The following is a 17,092-nucleotide window of genomic DNA, read 5'->3' as shown; positions in this document are numbered from 1 at the left end:
CTTGAAGCTTTCCTTTGGTTGCCTCGCGCCCTCAGGCGGCGGGGCGTCTGTCCAGTCGCGCGAGCCATTCGTCAAAAACGAGGCTCTCGTCGAGCTCGGCATAGTGATTGATTGTCGTCTGCAATTTCTTATGCCCAAGCAGGCGTTGCACCTTGGGCAAGTTATCGAGGCTGTCTTTCAGCCAGATCCAGCCGATCAGGTGGCGATAGAGATGCGGATTGATGCGAACGCCGACTTTTTGGTGCAACCTCTTTGTCACCCGGTGCAGAAGGCCTGAGTAGTAGCCGTCAGCGTTCGTCTTTCCCTGTCCGGGAAAGAGATATGGGTTTTTCTTCTGGAATGGTGCCAGCATCGTTGGGCGCACGATCTCTAAATACGTTTTCAGGAGCCTGCTCGCCGTCGTGCCCAGCTGAACTGCCAAATCAGCATCACCTGCACTCCGCATCTTCACTTCCGAAGCGGGCACTACGATACGAGCGCGGCCATCAGACCACGCGATCCAATCGAGACGCGCACGCAGAACATTGGCACTGCGAGGGGCTCTTGCCAGCAAGATATCGTGGGCCAAGGTGGCCATGATATCTCGACCGAGGTCAGGGTCGAGCACCTCGGCAGGCGGTGGGAGCACTCCGTTCTTTTTCTGGCAGGCTTTACGCTTCGCCTTGATCGATGCGTCTATGTCCGCAAGCAGCATCGCACTCAGGTCGATGGTCTGCTGAATGCGGGTTTCGTTAAACAGCCTGAGCTTGGACATGTTCCGCGGTGCGATGCCCTGATAGTTCACCTTATGCAGCGCGATCGTATCATCGATTTCACTTAGGTCCTCCGGCGGCCGGTTCAGATAGTCCCGGGCGATCTTGCGCGCCGTCTTGAGAACGCTTGTGACGTAAGCACTCGGAAAATCGGCTTGGTTGACTTCGCTCAGGGTCTCCGCCGCGACGTCGAGGAATTCCGGATCGGTGAGCTCTTCGATGGTCTCGGGCACGACGTCAGCCGACGAAGCAACAGCTTTAGCCAGCGACTTAATGTATCCGCGCCGTGTCTTTAAGGTTTCGGCTTTCCAAGTGTGTTTGCCGACCAGGAAACCCGCTTGGCGCAACAACTCCGACCGGCTTGGGGCGTCCTGTTTAGTGGACTGACCGGGCCTTCCGGCTTTCTCCTGCCGTTTGGTGCGCAACTTGGCCTTCTTGTCGCTGATTTCGCCGGTAGCCTCTTGTTGATCCATTCGCGCAATGAACTCGGCCCGGGACAGTCCATCGCGAGAGGCCTTCCCCTGTGCCCAGGGAGCCACTCTGGTGTCGAATTCTTCCATTAGTGGCGCAAGTATCGCGTCATCGACACCAAATTTGTCCCGTGCGTCGTCAAAGGGGTGGCAAGCGGTCGCAAATTCGAGGTGCGCCAACTTTGGTTCAGACGCGAGGTGGCTCAGCAGTGTTGAAATCTCGCGAACCTGCTTTTCGCACCGTGCAGCGCTCTTTGAGGATGTCTCGACGCGGTAGTTGTAAAAAGCCGCGAGGGTCGCGGTGGTGATCTCGTCCGGGGCAATTCCTCCGTCGTGGAGAAAGACGAAAAACGGGCCGCAGGCGTATTTTGCCGAGCATGGGAGGTCACTATCTTGAATGGCTTTATAAGCTCTCTGATAGTGCCCGGCTATATCATTGATAGAGCGCTTGCGCTCCCGCGGCTGGTCGCGCCCAGCGGCGTTTACCAGTGCCGAGCGGTAGGTTGCATAGCTTCCTTTGCTCAGGTTGAACCGTGCAGGCTCATTACTGTCGAAAAAGTCAATTACATCCTGCTTGCACACTTGTTTCAGTTCGGGGGCCCACCCAGCATGTCGACACAACCAACGTAGTTTTGAAACCAAACTATTTTTTCCTTGGCGTCGGGCTTTTTCGATCAGGTCGGCATAGGTCACACAGGAAATCGCTTGCGCTCCAAACAGATCCATCCCGGTAGCTGCAGATAGCGCCGAAAGTGTCGAGTGGCGCGGCCGAAGACCGGGAATGTTCAGGATGTCGCTGACGGCTTTCGGGCTCAGCCCTGCGCGGAGAGAAAGCGCGCGCATGCTTTCACCGCTGGTTTCGAGGTAATCGCGCAGTATTTGATCGAGTGTCATGGAGTTTCCCTTTCAGGTTCGCGGGGGATTTCGAGTTCGAGGTTCGGCCTCACAGGGTCAGGCCGGACTCGAAGCTCGAAGATCGCCAGCCACTCGTCCTTGATCGTCCACGATTTGCCGAGCTTCGCGGCTTGAAGCCTCACAAGACCTTCCGGTGTCGGGCAGCCGTGATTGATCCAATCTCTGATGGTATGCGGGTCCCGATTGAAGATCTCGGCGACTTCGTTGGCGGTGTAATAGACAGGCTTTTTCATGATGTTCCTCCATTGGGTCATGGAGGAATTAGGTTCCGCACGGCTTTCTCGGAAATTTCCGAAGCAAAAAAGAGCTATGCGGTCCCGGAGGAACGGCATCCGAAGTCAATGAGGTTTGCGAAGGAAAAGTGTCACTCCGTTAAGAGGTATTTACTACCGGGATGACACCTTCTTTCCGAAACCAACCAATTTCTTCTCGATCTTCCGAACCGGTCTCACCTCCCTCCTGAACCAACAGGATGAGAGTGATGACTTTGACAAATCGAAACCTGCCGGCCCGTGATAGCTCAGGTCGGTTCTGCAATTCTGGTGCCTATCGCGTGGCTCACGCATGTCGCCCGACGACTTTCACCCCGGCATCTGAGGCGCGCCCAATGTTGAGGTCGGCGTTGACACTGGCCAACCGAACCTTGCGCGAGGCATCCGAAGGCGAAGGTGTGCCCAGTGTCATCGTCCGGGCCAGCCCCGGGGCCGGAAAAAGCACACTTGAGCGAGAGCTTATGGCCGAACGTGCATCTGAGGGGCAACTTGGGAACGTGGCCTTCCATGTGCCGACGCTTGCCTTGGCTGCGGAGGCGACACGCGAAGCGGAGTGCCTTGGCCTTTCTGCCCAAACCATTCGCGGCAGGTCTGCACCGAGACCTGACGGAAATGGTCCGATGTGCGCCAAGGCTGAGCTGGTCGAGCAAGCAAATCGAATTGGGCTCTCTGCAAAGGAGCATTTTTGCGAAAGGAAGTTGGAGGATGGCACAGTTGCACGATGCCCCCACTTCGAAGAATGCGCCTATCTTGGCCAATTCAGAGTGGATGCGGCCTGCCACTTCCTTGCGACCGCATACTTCGCCCTGCCGAAGCAACCAGGTGTAGATCCGACACTTAGGGTCTTGGACGAGACCTTCTGGAAGAGCTTCCTTTGGATCCGAGACATCGATCCCATCGCCTTCAAGGCCCCCCGGACATTTCTTCCGACGTCAGGCGCCGCAGATCATGCGGATCTACTAAAAGCGGCAGCGCAAGTCGTCGGGAAGCTTTGTGCTGGGGAGAGCCCGTTGGCATTGCCTTATTCTGCAGGCGATTTCACTGCTTTTGCTGAGCTTGAGCACAAGGGCCAGGCACCCGCTTCTGACATTCGCCCCGACCAGGACCCCCTGACCCAGAAAAGAATACTGGAGAAGGCCGCTCAGGCGCATCGGAAGGTTTCACGCTTCGCAGCGGTCTGGAAAGTTTTGGCCGAGGCAAAGCGTTTGGGCCTGACCGAGTGCGAGCGACTTCGCCTATTTACAGATGGTGAAAAAGAGGTGCTGCGCGTGATGCGTAAGCAGCCGCTGCGGCACAAGGAACCTATGCTGGTTCTCGATGCCGATGCAGACACCGAGATCTTGGCCGCTCTCGGCTGTGATACTCGAGCAGAGCATGAACTGACCCTGCGGCCTCGAGCCCATGTCGTGCAGGTCCACGATCACCAGATGTCCATCTCGGCACTGCTGAACAGCGAAAGCCACCGCGAGGGGGGCAGAAGGGTAATCGCGAGAGAAGTGCTGCGTGATCGCCTCGCGAAGAACACAGGCGTGCTTGTAGGTGCAACCAGAACGGTTGTGCAGAAATTCTTCGAGGACGCAGGCCATGATTTCAGTTCGAAAAGTGAGACCGAGATCAACCAGATCATGCTTGGCACCAAGCTACATGGGGCACGATGGCTCTGGCTCGGAGGGAGGTCGTTGGGATCGAACCGCTACAAGGACTACTCCGCAGTGATCGTTCTTGGTCGTCAAGAGTTGCCTGTCTCGACGCTGGAGGATCAGGGACGCGCACTGTGGGGAGATACACATGGGGAACCGCTGAACTTCGTGCCGATGGATATGAAGGGAGGGCAGCGGCTGCCCTTGGTTGAACTGCCCTACGAAATGGCAGACGGTAGCGGCATGGCGGTGAAAGTGCCCTGCCATCCAGACCACAGAATCCGCCGGGTGCAATTACAGTCACGCGAACTCGCCACGCGCCAATTGGTCGAGCGTCTTCGACTGGCCCATGCTCCCTACCGTAAGCGTGTCATTCTGGTCTCCAATATTCCGATCCCTGGTCTTCCTGTGGACGAGTTGATCTCGTGGAATGAGCTGAAAGGGGACCGGATAGACGCCGCAATTTCTATCTCTCTGGTCGAGAACGGATTTGCTCGGTTCAAACAGGGAGAGATCGTCGAAAACGCTCCCAGAGTGTTCGACACGATCGATGCGCTCAAGGGAGAACTTGGAGAAAAGAAGTCATCGGCGCACTTGATCCGACGTTTCAAACAGTTTGCCAAGCCTTTGGGCGGGAAGCTTCGTCTGAGAGACTGTAGGCGGCCTCCGCTTGATGCGGCAACCAATTGGTCGGTCGAACTGCTGCTGCCTGAGAATGCGGCTCCCGGGCCGCGCGGGTAACATCTGCGCTGGCAAGCTACCGGGCAATCAAACAAATGATTTTTCGAAACCCACTTCGACCCAATGTTCTGGCTACAAGAAAGGAAACTGCTATGACTAACGAGAATTATTCGCCACAGAAAGATATCGAGGTAGATTTGATTGCAAGGGGAGGGGGAGCGCCCTCAGTCGCTTGACGTCTGGCATCTGAATGATGAGCAGCTCGAGACTATTAGGGATGCTTCAATCATTGAGCACGCAGCTGCATTTCTGGCGAACGCGATGAGTTGCCTCACTGATGAAGACGGTTTGGTGCAGATTGCTACTCACGAGCAACGAAGCTTACACGCCCCGCACGGCATGAGAGGAAAAGGAACAATGAATTAGCGAGACCCGCGAGGTGATGGTGCATAAGTCTGCCGCCAAAATCGGGGAAGAAGGCGAAATCACCGCCGGTTTCGCAGGTCAGCACGGCTGGTTCTGGCGCAACCGTGACAAGACCGAGGTGACGGTGACCGTTCAGGTGCTTGGCGAATACGACGAATTCAAAGACGCCAGCTAAACCTTATGGCTGCCGGTCCTTTCAGAAGGGTCGGCAGCCTATCCGGCGCGGGGCGCGAGAATAATCACCGTTGCGCCAAGAATACAGAGGCCCGCCCCGGCAGCATCCCAAAGATCAGGCCGCTGCCCTTCTACAGCCCACATCCACACCAGCGAAGCCGCGATATAGATACCGCCATAGGCCGCAAAAGCGCGCCCGGCGAACCCAGCTTCTACCAAGGCCAACAGCCCCGCAAACAGCGCCAAGCTCAGCAGCCCCGGCACCAGCCAAAGCGGCGATGCGCCGCGCCACCACGCCCAGACCGCGAAACACCCGACGATCTCAGCCAATGCCGCAAGCGGATAGAGCAGGGCAGCGGGCATCAGGCGGTGGCCCCGTGGTCGGCGAGACATTCCTCATGGTCGCGCAGCACCTCAAGGATGCGACAATCGGCCACCCGATCCGCATTGCACGCCCCGATCATGCGCTGCAATTCGACGCGGAGGGCTTCGAGCCGCACAAGTCGTGCCTCGACCTCACGAAGTTGCCTTTGGGCAATGGCATCCACATCAGCGCAGGACCGGTCGGGCGTGTCAGAGAGGTCCAGCAACTCTCGGATCGCCTCCAGCGAAAAGCCCAACTGGCGGGAATGACGGATGAAGGAGAGACGGTCCAACTCGGCATCGCCATAGCGCCGCTGTCCGCCTTCGGTTCGGCCGGGTTTAGGCATAAGGCCGATCTGCTCGTAATACCGGATCGTCTGCACTTTGGTGCCAGTGCGCTTTGCGAGTGTGCCGATGGCAAGCATGTCTGAGCCTCCTGTAACCTATAGTCTCTGTAGGTTGCTCGGTAGTTTGGCGCAAGTGGACGGGGCACAATCCTTCCCATAGGCTTGGCCGACTGGCCCGGCGGACTACGTCGTCCACGGCTGCACATAGCAAATGTTGAGGAAGGATTCCCCTTGGAGACGATGTCACCTCTGATGCTTGGATTTCTCGGCAGTCTGGCTGCGGGGGCTATGACCGCAGTGGGGGCCGTGCCGGTGCTCTTTGGGCGCACCCCGTCGCGGGCAACGCGCGACCTGTCGTTGGGTTTTGCCGCAGGGGTGATGCTGGCGGCGTCTTTCTTTTCGCTCATCATCCCGGCACTGGATGCAGCAGGTCTGCGGTTTGACAGCGAGGCCGCGCCTGCCGCGATCGTCTGTGTGGCGATCTTGCTTGGCATGGGGGCTGTGGCACTCATGAACGAGCTTCTGCCGCATGAACACTTCAGGACGGGCCGAGAGGGGCCAGCGGCGGCATCGCTTCGACGGGTGTGGCTTTTCATCATTGCGATCACGATCCACAATTTCCCCGAAGGTCTGGCCGTTGGTGTGGGCTTCGGCGCGGATGGGCTGTCGGGCGGCATGCCACTGGCGCTTGGTATTGGGTTGCAAAATGCACCCGAAGGGCTCGCAGTGGCGGTGGCGCTCTTAGGCGAAGGTTACTCCAAAGGCCGCGCATGGGGCATTGCGGCCCTCACCGGGATGGTTGAACCAATCGGCGGTCTGCTCGGCGCCGGGATCATCGCACTGTCTGAGCCGTTGTTGCCTTGGGGGCTGGCCTTTGCCGCTGGGGCGATGCTTTACGTTATCAGCCATGAGATCATTCCCGAAACCCATCGCAGCGGGCATCAGAACAAGGCGACGCTCGGTTTGGCGATTGGGCTGGTGCTTATGCTGTTTCTTGACGTTTGGCTGGGCTAAAAAAAATTTTCAAAAAGCGCTTGAAGCTACAGTTGCTGTAGGTCGTATCTCTGCTCCTGACTGTGAATCGGATTGGAAACAGAGATGGCGGACGGAAACACCGCACAACGGGAATGGCGCGTCACGGGGATGGACTGCGGCGCCTGCGCGGCCAAGGTGCGCGGCGCGGTGGAGCGCTTGCCGGGGGTCGCGGATGTAGATGTCGCGCTGATGTCCGAACGGCTGCGCCTAACGCTGGATGAGGGTGAGACTTCGCCCGAGCGTATCGAGAAAGCCGTGCGCGGCATTGGTTTTGGCATCTCACCGAAGGGGACAAAGGCAGAGAGGCCCAAGGGCGGTTTCATCCTGCCGGACGATGCGGTGATCGGTGGGGCAGGGGCCGTGCCTCAGGACACTGCGCCCGAAGAGACAGCAGATCCCGCTTGGTATCAAACCATGAAAGGCCGCTTGGTCCTCGGCAGCGGCGCGTTGCTCGCAGCGGCATGGGCATCGCGGCTTGTCCTGCCGGCTGAGGTTTCGCATTGGGCCTTTGTCATCGCCACGCTGATCGGGCTTATCCCCGTCGCCCGCCGGGCTTTTGCAATGGCGCGGGTGGGCATGCCCTTTACCATCGAAATGCTGATGACCATCGCCGCCAGTGGCGCGCTCGTGATCGGAGAGCCGGAAGAGGCCGCGCTGGTGGTCTTTCTCTTTGCCGTGGGCGAATTGCTGGAGGGTGTCTCTGCCGGGAAGGCGCGTAACAGCATCCGTGCGCTGACCAAGCTGATGCCGAAAACGGCGCGGCTTGAGGTGGGCAACAAGACGCGGGAGGTGGCGGTAGAGGCGCTCAGCGTCGGCCAGATTGTGCAGGTGCGCCCCGGGGATCGGGTGCCCTGTGACGGCGAAGTGGTCAGCGGCACCTCGGGCGTGGACGAAAGCCCCGTAACCGGCGAGAGCGTGCCGCGCCTTAAGGAGCTGGGCGCGGATGTTTTTGCCGGATCGATCAACACAGAAGCGCTGCTCCGCGTCCGCGTTACCAAGGCTGCGGCGGACAACACCATCGCCCGCATTGTGCGGCTGGTGGAAGAGGCCGAAAGCGCCCGCGCACCGACCGAACGCTTCATTGATCGGTTCAGCCGCGTCTACATGCCCGCCGTGGTCGGCATGGCCGTTTTGGTGGCCGTGGTGCCGCCGCTCGCCTTCGGGGGAGCTTGGGGCGAATGGGTGTATCGAGCGTTGGCTTTGCTGCTGATCGGCTGCCCCTGCGCGCTGGTGATCTCGGTGCCTGCGTCGATCACCTCGGCTCTGTCCACCGGGGCGCGCAACGGGTTGCTGATGAAGGGCGGCGCAGTGATCGAAGCGGCGGCGCGGGTCACCCATGTGGCCTTTGACAAGACCGGAACGCTGACCCACGGCAAGCCGCGGGTGACCGATGTGCAGGTGCTGGTGGGGAATGAAGCTGACCTTCTGGCCCTTGCCGCAGGGGTTGAGAACGGCGCGAGCCACCCGCTCGGCCAAGCAATTTGCGGCGCGGCTGAAACACGCGGGATCGATCCTGCCCCCGCGACACAATCACGTGCCTTACCTGGAAAAGGGGCCGAGGCGGTGATCGCAGGGGCGACCATCTACGTTGGCTCCCCCCGTTTGGCGGCAGAACGCGGGGCGCTGTCAGAGACATTGCGCACCCAAGTCGAGACGCTCGAAGCGCAGGGCAAAACCGTGGTGATCGTGCTGCGCGGCGATGTGGCCCACGGTCTTATCGCCCTGCGCGATGAACCCCGCGCCGATGCGGCGGAGGCGGTGGCGCAATTGAATGCTTTGGGTATTTCCCCGGTGATGCTCACCGGGGACAACCGGCGCACGGCCTCGGCCATCGCAGTGGGGCTGGGCATCGAGCACCGCGCCGAGCTGATGCCCGAAGATAAGGTCGCGGCCATTCAAAACCTCACGGCTGAGGCGAAGGTCATGATGATCGGCGACGGCATCAATGACGCCCCCGCGCTCGCGGCGGCCCATGTGGGCGTCGCAATGGGCTCCGGCACCGATGTAGCGCTCGAGACCGCCGATGCGGCGATCCTGCGTGATCGGGTGACAGACGTGCCTGGCCAAATCCGTCTTGCCCGCGCAGCGATGGGCAATATCCGGCAGAACATCGCCATCGCGCTCGGGCTGAAAGCCGTGTTCCTTGTCACCACCGTGCTTGGCATCACTGGCCTCTGGATCGCGATCTTGGCGGATACCGGGGCAACTGTTCTGGTAACGCTTAACGCCCTCCGGCTGCTGTTTTTCCGGCCAACCACCGCTGAGCGGGTGGCCGAACCTGGCCGCCACCCTACAACACATACGACAAATGAAACGACAGTTTGAACCTTTGGAAGGACTTCACATGACCCTCACACGACGTAGTCTGCTGGCCTGTTCTGTAAGTTTTGCCGCCGCCGCACCATTTGCGGCATGGGCCGAAGTAAAGCCCGCCATCCACGTGATGAAAGACCCCAACTGCGGCTGCTGTTCGGCTTGGATCGAAATTCTGGAGAACGAGGGCTTTGCCGTAACGACCGAACGCAGCTTGGGAACGCTCTTGATCAAATACAAGCAAGACAACGGCATCCCGCAAAGTATGGCCTCCTGCCACACTGGAAAGATCGAGGGCTATATGATCGAAGGTCACGTCCCGCCCGCCGACATCCGTAAACTGCTGGCCGAGCGCCCAGATGCCATCGGTCTCGCCGTGCCGGGGATGCCCTATGGCTCGCCGGGGATGGGACCGGAGAACGAACGCGATGCATATGACGTCTATCTGATTGTCCGTGATGGCAGCAGCGAGGTGTTCACACACTACGAGGCTGCCTAAAACGCAGCGGTTCTGACCCTAAACCGGTAGGAAGCACACATGGCACATGATCACGCCCATATTGACCCCGAAAGCGGGGACCGCAGAGTATCACTGGCCATCTGGGCAAATGCCCTTCTGACGGTGGCGCAGATCGTAGGCGGTGTCTTTGCGGGGTCGCTCGCCCTTATCGCCGACGCGCTGCACAATTTTTCGGACATGGCCTCATTGGTCATTGCCTTTGTTGCCCGCAAGATCGCACGGCGTCCGGCAGATGCGCGGATGACCTTCGGCTATGGCCGGATCGAAATCATTGCGGCTCTGATTAACTACACCACGCTCATTCTTGTCGGGATATATCTGATCTACGAAGGCGGGATGCGCATGATCGATCCGCCTGCGGTGGCGGGTTGGACGGTGGTCATTCTGGGCGGGGTCGCGCTTGTCGTCGATACGTTGACGGCGCTTCTGACCTACTCGATGCAGAAGGGCAGCGTGAATATTAGGGCGTTGTTTTTGCACAACCTGTCCGATGCGCTGGCCTCGGTCGCGGTGATTATCGGCGGCACGCTCATCATCCTTTACGACCTTCGCTGGGTTGATCCGGCGATCACCATCGGTATCGCGGTCTATATCCTCTATCTGGCACTCACTGAAATCGGCGGCCCGATTCGTATGCTGATGTTGGGCAGCCCGCCTGACATGGATGCAGGGGCGGTTGTAAAGGCCATGACCAGCGTCGAGGGCGTCGGGGATGTGCATCACGTTCATCTCTGGCAGATGCAGGAGCATGAAGTGGCGCTTGATTGTCATGTGGTGTTGGTGAGCCGAGATTGGGCGGATTTTGAAACAGTAAAACGGGCGCTCAAGACAAAGCTCGAAGATGACTTCGGCATTACCCACTCGAGCCTTGAGTTTGAAACCTCAGATAATGCCCATGATGGTGCCGCGTTGTTTGGCCATAAAGACGGTGCAAAAAACGCCGGCGAAGAACCTGGCGCATAAGCATCTTAAGATGCCGAACAGCGCGGCCACACGTTTCACTGGACCATGTTCCGATCTTCAAAGCGTTACGGAAGATGCTACGGTTGGTGTCACTTTTCATAAAAGAGATGCGAGCGAGGTCCAGTTTGGTGTGCCGCAGTGCAGTATAGGGTCTGATTGGTGAAGGTCAGTTTAAGGCCGCCCGCTACAGGGGCGCCCAGACCGCGAGTGTGAAGCTACTCACGCACAAGACGGTCAGTCAGGCTCACAGCTGATATCGATTGCAGTGGCGTCCGAGGCGGCAACGAGGACATGTCTGAGCTTCTATCTAATGAAATTTGACTAACTGATAAGGTTATTGATGGATTGTTTCCAACGTGTCTCATTTTACGTCATCCAGCCGCCACAATGCCTTTTTGTTTCCTTGCGGCGCCTATTGAGTTGAAGGCCACTACCGCAAAAGGAACATGTAAAGTTCCTATTTCAAACCCCACTCGGCTCGAATGATCTTTGCGGCGCTCGAATGCCAGGAAGAGACTGGTCATTATTCAGTCTGAAATTTTCTTGCTTGGATTAGCTACCGAAAGCAGAAGATATCTCTGCAGTCACGATGACGTCCGAGGAGAGTTTAGTTGCAAGAAAGCCGATCATCTTTTCTGGCTATGTCTTTCACCGTCGAGGTTGTATGGCGCGTTCGCGATAAATCGACGCAAGCGCTCAGGATCGTGCGGACGATCTCGGCCGCTCACCCGAGCCAAGTAGGCCATATAGGCGATGGCCACGCCAGCCAGAACAACCGACGCGATCGACACGATGATGTCAAAAATAGCCATTGCCCCTCCTTTGAGCCGTCGCCCAGGTTCACACTGAACACTATAGAGCATAGCACAGTTCTGTCGCAGTTCATACCGAACCACGCGTTTTACAGGGGGTCCTTTTGCTTGTGACGAAGACCCGCTCCTACTTAGCGAGTGCCAACGGGAACGGGCAAAGCGTCTGAAAGTGCTCCGCGACCTGCCGCACCTTATCATGGGGCAGTCCCATCTCTGACACGAAGGAAAGCTGAAGATCCGGGGAGACTTCAGAGAAGAAGGAGAAGGCCGGCCCCATGAAGGACTGAGCGGCCTCAATGTCAGAGATTGCGGTGGCAAGCTGACAAGCGGATAGGTTCGCACCATATGGCGCGTTCACTGTTCCGAGAATCTTCGATGCGACGTGCACCATCCTTTATCTCCTTACCCAGATCGCATGGTCGGCGTTCTTTCGCGTTATGATCTTTTGGGTCCCGCGGCTCAGCCGCATCGAATGACACGTCAACATACCCTCTCCTGTGCATTACAGCTAATGTAGCACTCATGTCGCAGAAGGGGGGGGCGGCATCCGTTAATCTCGATTTTGCGAACCCTTGATCCACAATCAAGCGCTTTAACCAACTTAGCTAAGACGGCACTCGGGCGGATTTAGCGCCGGCCGGTTTTAGCGTCAATTTTGTGATAAACTCGGTTCAGCAGAGTAGGAGCACCGGGATGACAGACCCAATACCGGACGAATCAGACCCCGAGTGGGAGGAATGGTTTATAGAGAAGATGGGCCAGCCTGGGCCCGATGAGGAAGCGTTTTTCGAACGACTGCGGCGCCTTGGGCTTGGAGTTGGCCTCGATGAGGACGGGAACCTTGTCTATGATAAAGACCTTCCCGAAGCCAAGAACAGGCTTGGAGATTAGACCCTGCCCACGGCGCCGTAGTGTTATTGATCTCTGGAAAAACCCCCACCCGCAGTGGCGGTGCGGATGCCGACAGCGGCAAGAACTCGTCCATATCTGGCACCGATACGCCGCGCATCGGCCAGCTTTGACCTTGTTAGTTGAAGTTCACGGGTTAATAGGTCATATATGACCTTTAATCATCTTTTATAAGCCACATAAGACCAGTAATGTCGAATCTTCGTGCCCAGAGGGCTTTGGTAGACCTTGGCCGTAACATCAAGCAGGCGCGCCTCGCGCGTCGTCTTGCCATGCTCGATCTCGCCGAACGCGCAGGCGTGTCAGAAAAGACGATACAGCGTCTGGAGCGGGGCGATGCTGGCGTGGGCATCGGGAAACTGGCCGGGGTGCTTGCGGCGCTCGGCGAGCCCGATGCCCTCGCGGAGATCCTGCGAATAGAAGAGGATGCTGTGGGCCTGTCCCTCGCACTCGACGCAATTCCTAAGCGGGGGACATCCTATGTAAAGCGTGGCGGCGCACGAGCTCCGGATAGCCGCCATGAGGCCGACGTTGATGATGATGACGAAGGCGTAGGCTTCTGATGGCCCCGGGCACCCCGGAACAGAAGGTCACCCATGTCTGTCTTGGAAGCGCACTCTTGCCGGTCGGTAAGCTGCGGTTCACCCAAGGGTCGCGCCGCCATCATTCCGAGTTTCAATATTTCGAGAGATGGCTGAACGATGCGCGTGCCTTCGCGATCGCACCTCAGCTGCCGCTCGGATTAACGCCCTCCTATGTGTCTAAGGCATCCACAGGCGATCAGCGCGACAGCCTGCCTTCCGTCCTTCAAGATGCAACGCCTGATGCATGGGGGCGCCTCTTGATGGCGCGCGTTCACGGCGCGGACCTCAGTGAATTCGACATGCTTACCCTATTAGATGATACCACGCGTCAGGGTGCACTCCGCTTCACTGGAGAAGACGGCGGGATCATCAGTGGACATCGCGCACCGGTGCCGAACATCAACCAGCTTGACGCACTCCGGAACATTGCGGTCAGGGGCGAGCAGCGACGCGAGGTGTCGAGCGAGGATCTGCGCCTGATCGCAGGCGCTGGCGGCTCGATTGGCGGCGCCCGACCCAAGGTAAATGTGCAAGACCGCGACGCGCTCTGGATTGCTAAGTTCTCATCCTTGAGAGACCAGAGCCCTGTGGAGCGCATCGAGGTCGCGACCTTACAGTTGGCGCGGGAATGCGGCCTGCGCGCGCCAGACGCTCAGTTGATGTTGGAAAACTCGGACCATCCAGTGGCCCTGATCAGGCGCTTCGATCGGCGAGCGGGCGCGCGTGTCCCATATTTTTCAGCCCGCACAGCTCTTAATCGATCCGGAGCGAAGCCAGGCTCCTATACAGAGATTGCAGAGGCGATCCGGATGATCAGTAAGGCTGGGCGGGCAGATCTGCATGAACTTTGGGCACGAATGGCCTTCAACGTCCTTGTCACCAACACGGATGATCACCTGAAGAACCACGGCTTCATCTATGCCGACAACGGCCTTTGGCGGCTCTCTCCGCTCTTTGATGTGAACCCACAAGCGGGACGCCATCGCTATCTCGAGACGGCGATCATAGAAGGAGGGCCATTTAAGGCGTCACTCGATCTTGCGGTGGCCGCTGCGGAGTTCTTCGATCTATCGGAGCACGAGGCGCGCAAGCGGGTGCGTGCGATGGCCTCACTCATCGCCAACCGGTGGAGACCTCTCATGCGGCAATTCGGTGTTGGTGGAGAAGATCTGAAATCTCTCGCAGATGCCTTTGAACACAGCGAGGCAGAGAAGGCTCTTAGCCTCTGAACAACATCCGTCGATCTCTCGACGGCTACACCACGGCTGAGCGTTTCTGAGCCTCGAAGCGCTACGTCCGCTTTGAGCCCGTTGTGACCGTGCCGAGCTTGAAGCTATTCGCAGTCGCAGCATCGCATTCTTTGCAGAGGACGGCCCTTAGCGGTCGTTCGACAAGGTTTCAGCGAATGACCGAAGCGCTCTCTTTCGTCCGATGCCGAGGCTTAGACGAATGGTCGCATTTTCTGGTCGTTTAGGTGGCACATTTTAGCCCCTACTGCTTATCGGTGTCAGTTTGGGGGCCGAGCCCCAGCAAAGTTGCCGGCTCTCAATGGGGTCGATTTCGGCTGGCCTGAGCAGCCTTTGAGCGCGGTGGCCAGGTCGACCTGATATAAGCCAGTATGGTCCAAATATCTTCGTCTGAAATTACCTCACCGAAGGCGGGCATGCCGCTGTTGAAACCCTTCACGCCCCGGGACGCCAGCGCAACCTCGCCCCCGAGCTTGGTGTAGTCGAACAGCAGCGTATTATCATGGTGCCAAGTATGCCCCGTTGCATCATGCGGCGGCGCGGGCAGCACACCATCTTCGTCTGGCGTTCGCCAGTCGGGCTGTCCTTCGAGGTCTGCGCCATGGCAGGCGGCGCAGTTCTCGGCGTAGAGCGCGCGTCCCGCGACGAGATCGCGGCCGTCGAGTTCGTGATCGGCCTGCGCGGCAGATGCGACGGCACAGAAAATCAAAGCGATCCGTTTCATGCGACTTCTACCCATGTGCGCATTCCCCCGATGGCGTGGCTCAACATATGACAATGGATCAACCAGCGCCCCGGATTATCGAAGACGCAGAGAACATCGCGGCTTTCCCCGGCAGCGACCAAGGTTGTATCGCGCAGATCGCCGAGGCGGCCGTCAAGCGCCATCTCATAGAAGTGGTGCCCATGCAGATGAATGCCATGTGAAAAGGCGGTTTCATTAACCAAGGTGATCCGCACCGTTTCGCCGCGTTCGATGGCGGCAAAGGGGTCCTGTGGCAGGTCCGAGACATCGTTGAAGGACCAGATATTGGCCCCGCCGTGCCGACCGCCCATGGCACCGCCCATCATGGTCAGCGTCAGGTGCTGGGAGGGGGTGCCCGGTGCCGGGCGGTCCGGTGCCGCCAGTGTCGGCAGAGGGCCAGATTGCCGATCCGTATTCTCGCCGGAGATGGACAATTCGGCCAGACGGTAAGGCTCCTGCCGCGTGGGCATGTCAAAGCCGACCGGGCCGGTGACATCAACGATCAGATCGGCCCGCTGGGCCGGTGCCAGAACGAGGTCAGAGGCCGCGCGGGGTTGGCTCAGTGCCATGCCGTCCAAGGCGACAACCGAACCAGAGACGCCAGAGATGCTTAGGGGGAAAATACGGTTGGTCGCCGCATTGATCAGCCGCAGGCGGATGCGATCACCTTGCCGCACCTCGCTTAGCGATAGGAAGCCGCGGGCGAAATTGCCCATATAGCCCGCATGTGCGACGCTATGCATGTCGGTGAATTCATCAACAAGGCTGCCATCTTCGTCGATGATCCAATCGGACAGGATCACGGTGATGTCATGGTCCAGATCGAGGGGGGCGTCGTCTTCGACGATCAGCGGCCCCATCAGACCCCGCGCCACCTGCTCTTGCGAGATGTAGTGCGAATGATACCAGTAGGTCCCCGCGTCGGGCGGGACGAAGCTGTAGGTCTTGCTGTCACCGGGGTTAATCAGGTCTTGCGTCAGGACCGGAACGCCATCCATCCGGTTTTCCAACCGGATGCCGTGCCAATGCACGGCGGTGCCCTCTTCGAGCCCGTTCTTGACCTCGATTGAGACCCGCTCCCCGCGCTTCACCCTGAGTTCCGGCCCAGGCATCGACCCGTTGAACCCCAGCATCGCGGTGGCGCCTTCCCCTTCGGGAAGAATTTGACGCGTGACGGCCTCGGCCCTCAGCTTCAGGGGCGTTTGACCAGCGAGGCCCGGCAGTGGCAGGACCGTCGCGGCTGAGACGCTGGCAAGGAATTGTCTTCTGTTCATGTCATGCCTTATCGGGATAAATTGCGATTGATGCTGCCACGGGGGACAGGGCGCGCCGATGTCCGAGGCGTGTAGGTATGTCCTGCCGGGGCCGATCCCAACTGCCGATGACGGGTTGGAGGTGGGCCGCCTATGCGCTCTCTATCGGGAAAGAGAATGAGTCGAACCACTTGGGTCATCCCTTGTCCGACAGGGGGGCGCGTCCCCCCATGATCTGTAGCACGAAGCTTCCTGACGCCGTTATCATGAGAAAGCCGTGAAATGCTTCTATTCCGGTAAGGAAGCGCAGGTGCCCCACGGGGGTCAAGTCGCCCCGCCCTAAGGTGGTGAAGTTGACCAGCGAGAAATAGAAATAATCCATCATCGTGGTGGGCTTGCCCGCCGGGCCGGAGACGTTCAGCGCGCCGATTTGCAAACCCTGCACAGCCCAAAGGAAGAACAGCGTATAGATGAAAGCCTCGATGACATGCGCGATTGTGATTGCGCCGATGGCCAAGCCAAGGTTCTGGCCATGCGCAGCTCTTTTGCGCTGCGCGATGGTATCGGAAACCCATTTGAGCACGAAATAGTGGATCGCCGTGCAGATGCTGACGACCAGAACTGATAGAAGAATTGCTTGGATCATGAAGGGGCAACCTGCTTTGTTGGGG

Annotated in this window: 17 protein-coding genes and 1 pseudogene; 9 read left to right on the top strand and 9 right to left on the bottom strand. The window is 58.7% G+C overall.

The window, feature by feature from the left end; translation table 11 throughout:
- Positions 1-31: 31 nt before the first annotated feature.
- Positions 32-2,116 carry a site-specific integrase gene (locus J7392_RS18300; RefSeq protein WP_209218816.1) on the bottom strand — a complete coding sequence of 695 codons (2,085 nt, stop codon included), beginning with the start codon at positions 2,114-2,116 and terminating at the stop codon, positions 32-34.
- A complete protein-coding gene (locus tag J7392_RS18295; protein WP_209218815.1) occupies positions 2,113-2,370 on the bottom strand; it encodes a helix-turn-helix domain-containing protein in 258 nt (85 codons plus the stop codon). The genes J7392_RS18300 and J7392_RS18295 overlap by 4 nt, the downstream gene beginning before the upstream one ends.
- Positions 2,371-2,759: 389 nt before the next feature.
- Here J7392_RS18295 and J7392_RS18290 point away from each other — a divergent pair, with 389 nt between their 5' ends.
- Positions 2,760-4,790 (top strand): hypothetical protein, encoded by a 2,031-nt coding sequence (locus tag J7392_RS18290; protein ID WP_209218814.1) that lies wholly within the window; start codon positions 2,760-2,762, stop codon positions 4,788-4,790.
- Between the two features lie 409 nt (positions 4,791-5,199).
- A pseudogene (locus J7392_RS18285) lies at positions 5,200-5,331 on the top strand (transmembrane anchor protein); the annotation flags it as partial.
- 38 nt (positions 5,332-5,369) lie between these two features.
- Here J7392_RS18285 and J7392_RS18280 read toward each other — a convergent pair.
- Both J7392_RS18280 and J7392_RS18275 read right to left on the bottom strand, forming a co-directional pair.
- Entirely contained in the window at positions 5,370-5,693 is a 324-nt protein-coding gene (locus tag J7392_RS18280; protein ID WP_209218813.1) for a YnfA family protein, read from the bottom strand.
- Positions 5,693-6,118, bottom strand: a complete 426-nt coding sequence (locus J7392_RS18275; RefSeq protein ID WP_136720334.1) for a helix-turn-helix domain-containing protein — start codon at positions 6,116-6,118, stop codon at positions 5,693-5,695. The genes J7392_RS18280 and J7392_RS18275 overlap by 1 nt, the downstream gene beginning before the upstream one ends.
- A 153-nt stretch (positions 6,119-6,271) precedes the next feature.
- Here J7392_RS18275 and J7392_RS18270 point away from each other — a divergent pair, with 153 nt between their 5' ends.
- The 4 genes from J7392_RS18270 (at position 6,272) to J7392_RS18255 (ending at position 10,871) form a co-directional block, all read left to right on the top strand.
- Positions 6,272-7,054, top strand: a complete 783-nt coding sequence (locus J7392_RS18270) for a ZIP family metal transporter (protein WP_136720335.1) — start codon at positions 6,272-6,274, stop codon at positions 7,052-7,054.
- Between the two features lie 84 nt (positions 7,055-7,138).
- Positions 7,139-9,400: a heavy metal translocating P-type ATPase gene (locus J7392_RS18265; protein WP_247744646.1), complete on the top strand. Its 2,262-nt coding sequence runs from the start codon at positions 7,139-7,141 to the stop codon at positions 9,398-9,400.
- Between the two features lie 19 nt (positions 9,401-9,419).
- The gene (locus J7392_RS18260; RefSeq protein ID WP_136720336.1) at positions 9,420-9,887 is read left to right on the top strand and encodes a DUF411 domain-containing protein; all 468 of its coding nucleotides are present in this window, start codon (positions 9,420-9,422) and stop codon (positions 9,885-9,887) included.
- A gap of 39 nt (positions 9,888-9,926) precedes the next feature.
- On the top strand, positions 9,927-10,871 hold the full coding sequence (locus J7392_RS18255; RefSeq protein ID WP_209218812.1) for a cation diffusion facilitator family transporter: 945 nt from the start codon (positions 9,927-9,929) through the stop codon (positions 10,869-10,871).
- Between the two features lie 626 nt (positions 10,872-11,497).
- On the opposite strand, the gene J7392_RS18250 is transcribed toward J7392_RS18255, so the two are convergent.
- Positions 11,498-11,683: a hypothetical protein gene (locus tag J7392_RS18250; protein WP_136720337.1), complete on the bottom strand. Its 186-nt coding sequence runs from the start codon at positions 11,681-11,683 to the stop codon at positions 11,498-11,500.
- A 127-nt stretch (positions 11,684-11,810) separates the two neighbouring features.
- Positions 11,811-12,074 carry a hypothetical protein gene (locus tag J7392_RS18245; RefSeq protein WP_136720338.1) on the bottom strand — a complete coding sequence of 88 codons (264 nt, stop codon included), beginning with the start codon at positions 12,072-12,074 and terminating at the stop codon, positions 11,811-11,813.
- A gap of 302 nt (positions 12,075-12,376) precedes the next feature.
- Between J7392_RS18245 and J7392_RS18240 the strand changes: the two genes are divergently transcribed.
- The 3 genes from J7392_RS18240 (at position 12,377) to J7392_RS18230 (ending at position 14,405) form a co-directional block, all read left to right on the top strand.
- Entirely contained in the window at positions 12,377-12,574 is a 198-nt protein-coding gene (locus J7392_RS18240) for a hypothetical protein (RefSeq protein ID WP_136720339.1), read from the top strand.
- A 209-nt stretch (positions 12,575-12,783) separates the two neighbouring features.
- Positions 12,784-13,155 carry a helix-turn-helix transcriptional regulator gene (locus tag J7392_RS18235; protein ID WP_136720340.1) on the top strand — a complete coding sequence of 124 codons (372 nt, stop codon included), beginning with the start codon at positions 12,784-12,786 and terminating at the stop codon, positions 13,153-13,155.
- Positions 13,155-14,405: a HipA domain-containing protein gene (locus J7392_RS18230; RefSeq protein WP_209218811.1), complete on the top strand. Its 1,251-nt coding sequence runs from the start codon at positions 13,155-13,157 to the stop codon at positions 14,403-14,405. Before J7392_RS18235 ends, J7392_RS18230 begins: the two co-directional genes overlap by 1 nt.
- Before the next feature lie 316 nt (positions 14,406-14,721).
- Here J7392_RS18230 and J7392_RS18225 read toward each other — a convergent pair whose 3' ends face one another.
- From J7392_RS18225 to J7392_RS18215, 3 genes are all read right to left on the bottom strand, one after another.
- Positions 14,722-15,147 (bottom strand): c-type cytochrome, encoded by a 426-nt coding sequence (locus J7392_RS18225; RefSeq protein ID WP_136720342.1) that lies wholly within the window; start codon positions 15,145-15,147, stop codon positions 14,722-14,724.
- Positions 15,144-16,442 carry a multicopper oxidase family protein gene (locus J7392_RS18220; protein WP_209218810.1) on the bottom strand — a complete coding sequence of 433 codons (1,299 nt, stop codon included), beginning with the start codon at positions 16,440-16,442 and terminating at the stop codon, positions 15,144-15,146. Before J7392_RS18220 ends, J7392_RS18225 begins: the two co-directional genes overlap by 4 nt.
- 175 nt (positions 16,443-16,617) lie before the next feature.
- The gene (locus J7392_RS18215; RefSeq protein ID WP_136720344.1) at positions 16,618-17,067 is read right to left on the bottom strand and encodes an ion channel; all 450 of its coding nucleotides are present in this window, start codon (positions 17,065-17,067) and stop codon (positions 16,618-16,620) included.
- Between the last annotated feature and the right edge of the window lie 25 nt (positions 17,068-17,092).

The organism is Sulfitobacter sp. R18_1 (assembly GCF_017743915.1).
In the GTDB taxonomy this organism is placed as follows: domain Bacteria; phylum Pseudomonadota; class Alphaproteobacteria; order Rhodobacterales; family Rhodobacteraceae; genus Sulfitobacter; species Sulfitobacter faviae.
Note: the sequence above shows the minus strand (reverse complement) of the source record. Positions and strands in the feature narration are given on the sequence as shown.

What these genes read in the sequence shown, in the direction of transcription:
- J7392_RS18260 (WP_136720336.1), top strand. Translation starts at nt 9,420, where the DNA reads ATGACCCTCACACGACGTAGTCTGCTGGCCTGTTCTGTAAGTTTTGCC.
- J7392_RS18250 (WP_136720337.1), bottom strand. Translation starts at nt 11,683, where the DNA reads ATGGCTATTTTTGACATCATCGTGTCGATCGCGTCGGTTGTTCTGGCT.
- J7392_RS18300 (WP_209218816.1), bottom strand. Translation starts at nt 2,116, where the DNA reads ATGACACTCGATCAAATACTGCGCGATTACCTCGAAACCAGCGGTGAA.
- J7392_RS18265 (WP_247744646.1), top strand. Translation starts at nt 7,139, where the DNA reads ATGGCGGACGGAAACACCGCACAACGGGAATGGCGCGTCACGGGGATG.
- J7392_RS18240 (WP_136720339.1), top strand. Translation starts at nt 12,377, where the DNA reads ATGACAGACCCAATACCGGACGAATCAGACCCCGAGTGGGAGGAATGG.
- J7392_RS18235 (WP_136720340.1), top strand. Translation starts at nt 12,784, where the DNA reads ATGTCGAATCTTCGTGCCCAGAGGGCTTTGGTAGACCTTGGCCGTAAC.
- J7392_RS18255 (WP_209218812.1), top strand. Translation starts at nt 9,927, where the DNA reads ATGGCACATGATCACGCCCATATTGACCCCGAAAGCGGGGACCGCAGA.
- J7392_RS18215 (WP_136720344.1), bottom strand. Translation starts at nt 17,067, where the DNA reads ATGATCCAAGCAATTCTTCTATCAGTTCTGGTCGTCAGCATCTGCACG.
- J7392_RS18225 (WP_136720342.1), bottom strand. Translation starts at nt 15,147, where the DNA reads ATGAAACGGATCGCTTTGATTTTCTGTGCCGTCGCATCTGCCGCGCAG.
- J7392_RS18295 (WP_209218815.1), bottom strand. Translation starts at nt 2,370, where the DNA reads ATGAAAAAGCCTGTCTATTACACCGCCAACGAAGTCGCCGAGATCTTC.
- J7392_RS18275 (WP_136720334.1), bottom strand. Translation starts at nt 6,118, where the DNA reads ATGCTTGCCATCGGCACACTCGCAAAGCGCACTGGCACCAAAGTGCAG.
- J7392_RS18280 (WP_209218813.1), bottom strand. Translation starts at nt 5,693, where the DNA reads ATGCCCGCTGCCCTGCTCTATCCGCTTGCGGCATTGGCTGAGATCGTC.
- J7392_RS18230 (WP_209218811.1), top strand. Translation starts at nt 13,155, where the DNA reads ATGGCCCCGGGCACCCCGGAACAGAAGGTCACCCATGTCTGTCTTGGA.
- J7392_RS18245 (WP_136720338.1), bottom strand. Translation starts at nt 12,074, where the DNA reads ATGGTGCACGTCGCATCGAAGATTCTCGGAACAGTGAACGCGCCATAT.
- J7392_RS18220 (WP_209218810.1), bottom strand. Translation starts at nt 16,442, where the DNA reads ATGAACAGAAGACAATTCCTTGCCAGCGTCTCAGCCGCGACGGTCCTG.